The following is a 6673-nucleotide window of genomic DNA, read 5'->3' as shown; positions in this document are numbered from 1 at the left end:
CGACGGTCACGCCATCGGTCACGGTTTTTGGCACGATGATGCGCCCATTGCGCGATGCCAGCAGCGCGCAGGGCTCGCAGACACCGTCGATGCCAAGCAGCGCCTGAACCCGTTCCGACGCGTCGATTTCCACCTGCGCAATGTCTTGCTTCGAGAAAAAATGCAGCGGCAAACCCTGGCGAGCGGCAAATTCGAGTAGTGCGGTTTCGTCTTTCTTGCTATCAATCGATGCCAGTGCGCGAGCGCTCGCCAGCGGCCGCGTTCCCAGCGCCGCGAACACGGCAGCATGAATCTGTTCGACGCTTACGCCGCGCCGGCAGCCTATGCCGATGACCCATGCGCTCATGATTGCGCTCGGTTAAAGCAAGCTGAAAACGCGCTGCTTAGCCAGCGGTACGATTGACGCAAGGGCAGGCACAAGCGCCGGAAAATTGGATTCATGTCAGTCGATAAAAGCATTGCGCCCTTCATCCGTCCCTCGCGGATGTGGCGTCCGGCGCGCTTTTAGAGCGCGCCACTTGGCGACTGGCCGGTATCCGGGCTGAGCAACCCCATTCCGCTCGCCTTCCCGCTCGACGGAGCAGTGGCTATGGAGCAAATGGGCGCGCGGTTCGAACTAGAGTCAGTCGAAGCGCGCGCGGGTCGCTTACCGTTGCGGGGACAGCACAGGTTTTGTCGACACGGCGCGTCAGGTTTCAAGCGTAAGTCTTAAGCTTTGAACCTTGAAAATACGCGCGTGTGCATCCTGTTTCCCGTTTAACTACGCGCGCGGGAAAAGCGCGCGTGAGCACCAGACGCGGGCCAAAGATAGCACAGCGGGTGTCGGTTGCGCTGGGCTTTTACAGGCTGAAACCGCCAGGAAGAGCAGGTTTTCTGCGCTCTCAGCGGCAAGATCGCTCATCAGGGGGGCGGGGCTTAGCCCCCACTCGTACCCCGCTCAAACCTTGACGCTAATCCCCCATCAGCCTAGACTTCGCGATAGTTTTCTGGTGCTCGCGCGCGGTCTCTGCTGCGCGCAGTTAAACGGGAAGCAGGGAGCGTTGCCTGAACTCTGGCCACGCCAACCTGCGCTGCCCCCGCAACGGTAAGCGAAAATCGCGCGACGTGCTTTCACCCCGGTTCATGCCGGGTTCAGGCTACTCCGCGCGGTAAAGCCGGCTTCGAAAGACCACTGCATGGCCATGCCACGCGGGAAGGTGAAGCGGCATTTTCGCCAGCCCGGATACCGGCCGGAACGAGTCAACACTGAAGCGGACGATGTCGCGGGGATGCGGCATACGCTCGACACTTTTCACCATGCTTTTTTCGGATATCCGTCCCGCATCGTTATATTCGCGCGCGCATTTCATTGCTCGCGTGAATCGCAAAAGGGCTACGCATTCCGGCAGCAAGCAGCCAATCGATAAAACGGAGCAATGGATGCAAATGCGCAAAATCCCGGTCACGGTCGTAACGGGTTTCCTCGGCAGCGGCAAGACCACGCTGATGCGGCACATCCTGCAAAACGCGAAAGGGCTGCGGATCGCGGTGATCGTGAACGAGTTCGGTGAACTGGGCATCGATGGCGAAATCCTGAAGGGCTGCAACATCGGTTGCGAGGATGAAAGCGTCACGGATCATCCGAATCTGTATGAGCTATCGAACGGCTGTCTCTGCTGCACCGTGCAGGAAGAGTTTTACCCGGTGATGGAGCAACTCGTCGAGCGGCGCGATCAGATTGATCACGTGCTGATCGAGACCTCCGGCCTCGCGTTGCCCAAGCCGCTCGTGCAGGCGTTCAACTGGCCGTCTATCAAGAATGCGTTCACCGTCGATGCCGTCGTGACGGTTGTCGACGGACCCGCTGCGGCAAGTGGTCAGTTTGCGGCGAACCCGCAAGCGGTGGATGCACAACGCCGCGCCGATCCGAACCTCGATCACGAATCACCGCTGCATGAGTTGTTCGAAGATCAACTCGCTTCAGCAGACCTGGTGATTCTCAACAAGACCGATTTGATCGATGAAACACAGCAGCGAGCGGTGGAAACGCTGATTCGCGGCGAGATTCCGGCGGGCGTCAAGATCGTGCCGGCGCAGATGGGGCAGCTCGATCTGCATGCGTTGCTCGGGCTCGAGGCAGCGTCCGAAACGACGATTCATCTGCGTGTCGACCATCATGGTTCCGTCGATGACGAAGGTCACGCGGATCATCACCACGACGACTTCGATTCAGTCGTGGTCGAAGCACGAGTCGAGTCGCGTGAGGCGGTGGTTGCGGCATTGCGCTCTCTGGTTGATACCAACACGATCTATCGCGTGAAGGGTTTCGCGGCTTTGCCGGGCACGCCCATGCGGCTTGTCGTGCAGGGCGTGGGTCAGCGGTTTGATACCTACTTCGACCGCCGCTGGACCGCTGAAGAGGCCAGCCAGGGAATCAGCCGGTTCGTGTTGATTGGCGAAGATCTCGATCAGCCGCGTCTGCAACAAGCACTGACTGCAGCGCTCGTCAACACACCTGTGCAGGCCTGACCCATGCATCTGCTACGCACGACGCCCGGCGGTTTTGTCGACGACGCAGCCGGCGTCATGCGTATCGACCAGACACCGGCACCCATCGTCGTGCTGAGTTCTGCGGACACCACGCTCTCACTACTAGCGAGCGTCGTGCCGAATCTGGAAGCGGATTTTCCGGCGATCCGGCTGGCGAACCAGGCGTTCTTGCGCCAACCGGCGTCGGTGGATTTTTACGTCGATGACGTGCTCAAACATGCACGCGTGATCGTTATCGATCATCTTGGCGGTGAAGCGTACTGGCCCTACGGAATCGAGAGCATTACCACGCTCGCGCGCCGCAATGGCCAGATGCTCGTGATGTTTTCCGGGGACTTGCAGGAAGATCCTAACCTCGTAGCGAAGAGCACGGCCGAGCCCGCATTGTGCGATCAGCTTTGGCGTTATCTGCGTGAGGGCGGCGCAAAAAATGCCGAGGAGTTTCTTCGTTGCATTGCGTTTCGGGCGTTAGGGTATGGGCGGGACGCGAACGCGCCGAGCCCGTTGCCTGCGGTGGCAATCTATCATCCGGCGCGGCAGATCGCGACCGTTGACGACTGGAAGGACCGCTGGGTCCACGGCGCCCCCGTCGTCGCGGTGTTGTTCTATCGGGCTCACTTGCAGTCCGGCAACACGGACGTGTTTGATGCGTTGATCAAGGCCCTGGAAGCGCAGGGCCTCAACCCGCTGCCGATCGCGATGGCGTCCCTCAAAGACCCGTTGAGTCGCGAGGTCGTGCAACAGCTTTGCGCGGATCACGCCGTGTCACTGGTGCTGAACACGACCTCGTTTGCTGCGGGCGTGATAGGCGACCCCGTGCCTTTCGAACTCGCGGGCGATGCGCCGGTACTGCAAGTAATCCTTAGCGGGGGAAATCGCGAAGACTGGTTGAAGGACAATCATGGACTGAATTCACGCGATGTCGCCATGCATGTCGCCTTGCCGGAGGTGGACGGCCGCATCATCACGCGCGCGATCAGCTTCAAGGGGCTCGCGTATCGATGCAAAATCACGCAAGTCGACGTTGTGCGCTATCAACCCGACCTTGAACGCGTGCGTTTCGTGGCCGAGTTGAGTCAACGCTGGTGCCGCTTGCGGCAACTGCCCAACGCTGAAAAGCGCGTTGCGCTGATACTCGCGAACTATCCGTTGAGTGAAGGCCGCATCGGCAATGGCGTGGGTCTCGATACACCGGCGTCCGTCGTCAATATCCTTTCGATGCTCGCGCAAGAAGGGTATCGAATAGATGAAATTCCCGCCGACGGCGACGCACTGATGCAGGCGCTAACCTCGGGCGTGACGAATGATCCCGTGGTTCGCGACTTGCGTCCCGCGTTGCAAAGCCTGTCGCTTGATGATTATCTCGATGCTTTCGCCAAGCTGCCGGACAAGGTCCAGAAGGAGTTGAATACGCGCTGGGGTCCGCCCGAAAGCGATCCCACGATCCGTCACGGCCGCTTCATGATCGCGGGCTGGCGCTGCGGGCATGTGTTCATCGGCATCCAGCCGGCGCGCTCGCGTGAGCGTGGCGACTACGCGAGTTATCACGACGCGGAGCTTGTGCCGCCGCATGCTTATCTCGCTTTTTACTTCTGGCTGCGGCTGCGATTCAACGTGGACGCGATCGTTCACGTCGGCAAGCATGGCAACCTCGAATGGCTGCCGGGCAAGAGCGTTGCATTGAGCGCTTCATGCTGGCCGGACCTGACGCTTGGCGCCATGCCGCACCTGTATCCGTTCATTGTGAATGACCCGGGTGAGGGCAGCCAGGCGAAGCGGCGGGCGCAGGCGGTCATCATCGACCACTTGATGCCGCCGCTCACGCGCGCTGAAAACTATGGTCCGTTGCAGGATCTGGAACGTCAGGTCGACGAGTATTACGAAGCATTGATGGTCGATCCGCGCCGCGCAAAACTCCTTCGCAAGACGATTCTCGCAAGCATCGTCGAGCACAGTTTGCATGAAGAACTCGGACTTGATAAACCTCGCGACGCTGATACCGAAGACGCGTTACTGACACGCGCCGACGCGTATTTATGCGAGCTCAAAGAGGCTCAGATCCGCGATGGTTTGCACGTGTTCGGCGCGTCACCTCAAGGCGTGCAACGCCGCGATACCTTGCTTGCGCTCGGTCGTTATCCAACCGGTGACGCACAAGGCGCGAACGCGAGTGTGCTTACCGCGCTGGCTCGCGATCTGAACTTGGGCGATGCATTCGATCCCCTCGACGCCGACTGGAGCGCGCCGTGGACAGGTCCCCGTCCTGCTGAACTTGAAAACGTGATCGACTCGCCGTGGCGTCATCATGGAGACACCCGCGAGCGTCTCGAGTTGCTCGCCACGTCGTTGCTTGAGGGGCCATCAGATACAGCGGGGCCTCACACATCGCAAGTGCTGGCACGCCTGAATGGCGACTTGCTTGCGCGGCTCGACGCTTGTGGCCCTCAAGAGCTAAAGCAGCTTCAACGCGGTCTCGATGGGCGTTTTGTGCCGCCGGGCCCGAGCGGATCGCCATCGCGTGGAAGGCCGGACGTGTTGCCCACCGGCCGCAATTTTTATTCCGTCGATACCCGCGCCGTGCCAACGCGCGCAGCGTGGACGCTCGGGCTGAAGTCAGCCAATCTGTTGATCGAGCGTCACCTTCAGGAACACGGCGACTACCCGCGCGCGATTGGTTTATCGGTATGGGGCACGGCCACCATGCGCACCGGCGGCGACGATATTGCCCAAGCCATGGCGCTGATCGGCGTTCGGCCTAAGTGGGCGGCGGGCAGCAATCGTGTGACCGATTTCGAAGTCCTGCCAATCACCATTTTCAACCGTCCGCGCATCGATGTGACGCTGCGGGTCTCGGGATTTTTCCGCGATGCGTTCGCCAACCTGATGCATCTCTTCGATGCGGCCGTGCAAGCCGTGGCCGAACTCGACGACGAAGCCGAAGACCTCAATCCGATCCGGGCGCGCATCATGCGTGAACGCGATGAACATATGGCGCGAGGACTTGACGAGAAGGAAGCCCGCTTGCGTGCGGGATGGCGCGTGTTCAGCACGAAGCCGGGCGCTTACGGCGCGGGCTTGCAGGAGATGATCGACGCGAAGCAATGGCAAAACGACGCCGATCTCGCACGTGGTTTTCAAAGCTCGGGCGGATATGCGTATTCGCAAAAGGGCGATGGCGTGGAGGCTCGCGACACCTTCGGTGCGCGCTTGTCGACCATTGACGTGGTGGTGCAGAACCAGGACAACCGCGAACACGACCTGCTGGATTCGAACGACTACCACCAGTTCCAGGGCGGCATGGTCGCGGCCGTGCGGCACCTTTCGGGCGCCCAGCCGCAAGCGTATAACCCTGACCACAGTAATCCCGCGGCGCCACGCATCCGAACCCTGCAGGAAGAAATATCACGCGTGATCCGTTCGCGCGTGGTCAATCCAAAATGGATCGACGGCGTGAAACGGCATGGTTATAAAGGCGCGTCGGAACTCGCGGCAACGGTAGATTATCTGTTCGGTTACGACGCCACCGCGCGAGTCGTATCCGATCACCAGTACGCGCTTGTTGCGGACGCTTATGTCAACGACGCAGACACGCGCGAGTTCATGCAGCAGCACAATCCTCACGCGCTGCATTCGATCTGCGAGCGTTTGACCGAAGCGATGCAGAGTGGCTTATGGGGCAGTCCGGGTGCATATCAGGAGCAGATCGAGCGTCATCTGCTGGATGCCGAACAGCAACTCGAAGGGCAACGAACGTGAGCGAATTCATCTTCCCGTTTACCGCATTGGTCGCACAAGGACCCTTGCAGCAAGCACTTTTATTAGCGGCGGTCGATCCTGCGCTGGGCGGCGTGTTGGTCAGCGGTCCGCGTGGCACCGCGAAATCGACTACCGCGCGTGCGCTCGCCGAACTGCTGCCCGAAGGCCAGTTCGTGACCTTGCCGCTGGGGGCGAGCGAAGAACAGTTGATCGGTTCGCTAGACCTTGAGGCTGTGTTGCGCGACGGCGGCGTGCGCTTTTCTCCGGGTTTGATAGCGAAGGCGCATCAGGGGGTGTTGTACGTCGATGAAGTCAATCTGCTGCCCAATCAACTCGTGGATCAGTTACTCGATGTAGCTGCGAGCGGCGTGAACGTGATCGAACGTGA

General features: G+C 60.3%; 4 protein-coding genes and 2 riboswitches. Of the genes, 3 read left to right on the top strand and 1 reads right to left on the bottom strand.

Annotated elements, in window-relative coordinates; translation table 11 throughout:
* On the bottom strand, nt 1-346 hold a 346-nt coding region (locus JWR14_RS24315), incomplete at its 3' end, for a cobalamin biosynthesis protein (RefSeq protein ID WP_299713204.1).
* Between the two features lie 163 nt (nt 347-509).
* Nucleotides 510-810: riboswitch (cobalamin riboswitch) on the bottom strand.
* A gap of 160 nt (nt 811-970) precedes the next feature.
* Nucleotides 971-1249, top strand: a riboswitch (cobalamin riboswitch).
* A 170-nt stretch (nt 1250-1419) separates the two neighbouring features.
* Here JWR14_RS24315 and cobW point away from each other — a divergent pair.
* The 3 genes from cobW to JWR14_RS24300 all read left to right on the top strand — a co-directional run.
* Nucleotides 1420-2508, top strand: a complete 1089-nt coding sequence (gene cobW, locus JWR14_RS24310; protein ID WP_299713201.1) for a cobalamin biosynthesis protein CobW — start codon at nt 1420-1422, stop codon at nt 2506-2508.
* Between the two features lie 3 nt (nt 2509-2511).
* On the top strand, nt 2512-6285 hold the full coding sequence (gene cobN, locus JWR14_RS24305) for a cobaltochelatase subunit CobN (RefSeq protein WP_299713198.1): 3774 nt from the start codon (nt 2512-2514) through the stop codon (nt 6283-6285).
* A partial coding sequence (locus tag JWR14_RS24300; protein WP_299713195.1) for an AAA family ATPase occupies nt 6282-6673 on the top strand: 392 nt, incomplete at its 3' end. The genes cobN and JWR14_RS24300, both read left to right, overlap by 4 nt.

The sequence above is a fragment of the Caballeronia sp. genome (genome assembly GCF_028292365.1).
Taxonomy (GTDB): Bacteria; Pseudomonadota; Gammaproteobacteria; order Burkholderiales; family Burkholderiaceae; genus Caballeronia.
Note: the sequence above shows the minus strand (reverse complement) of the source record. Positions and strands in the feature narration are given on the sequence as shown.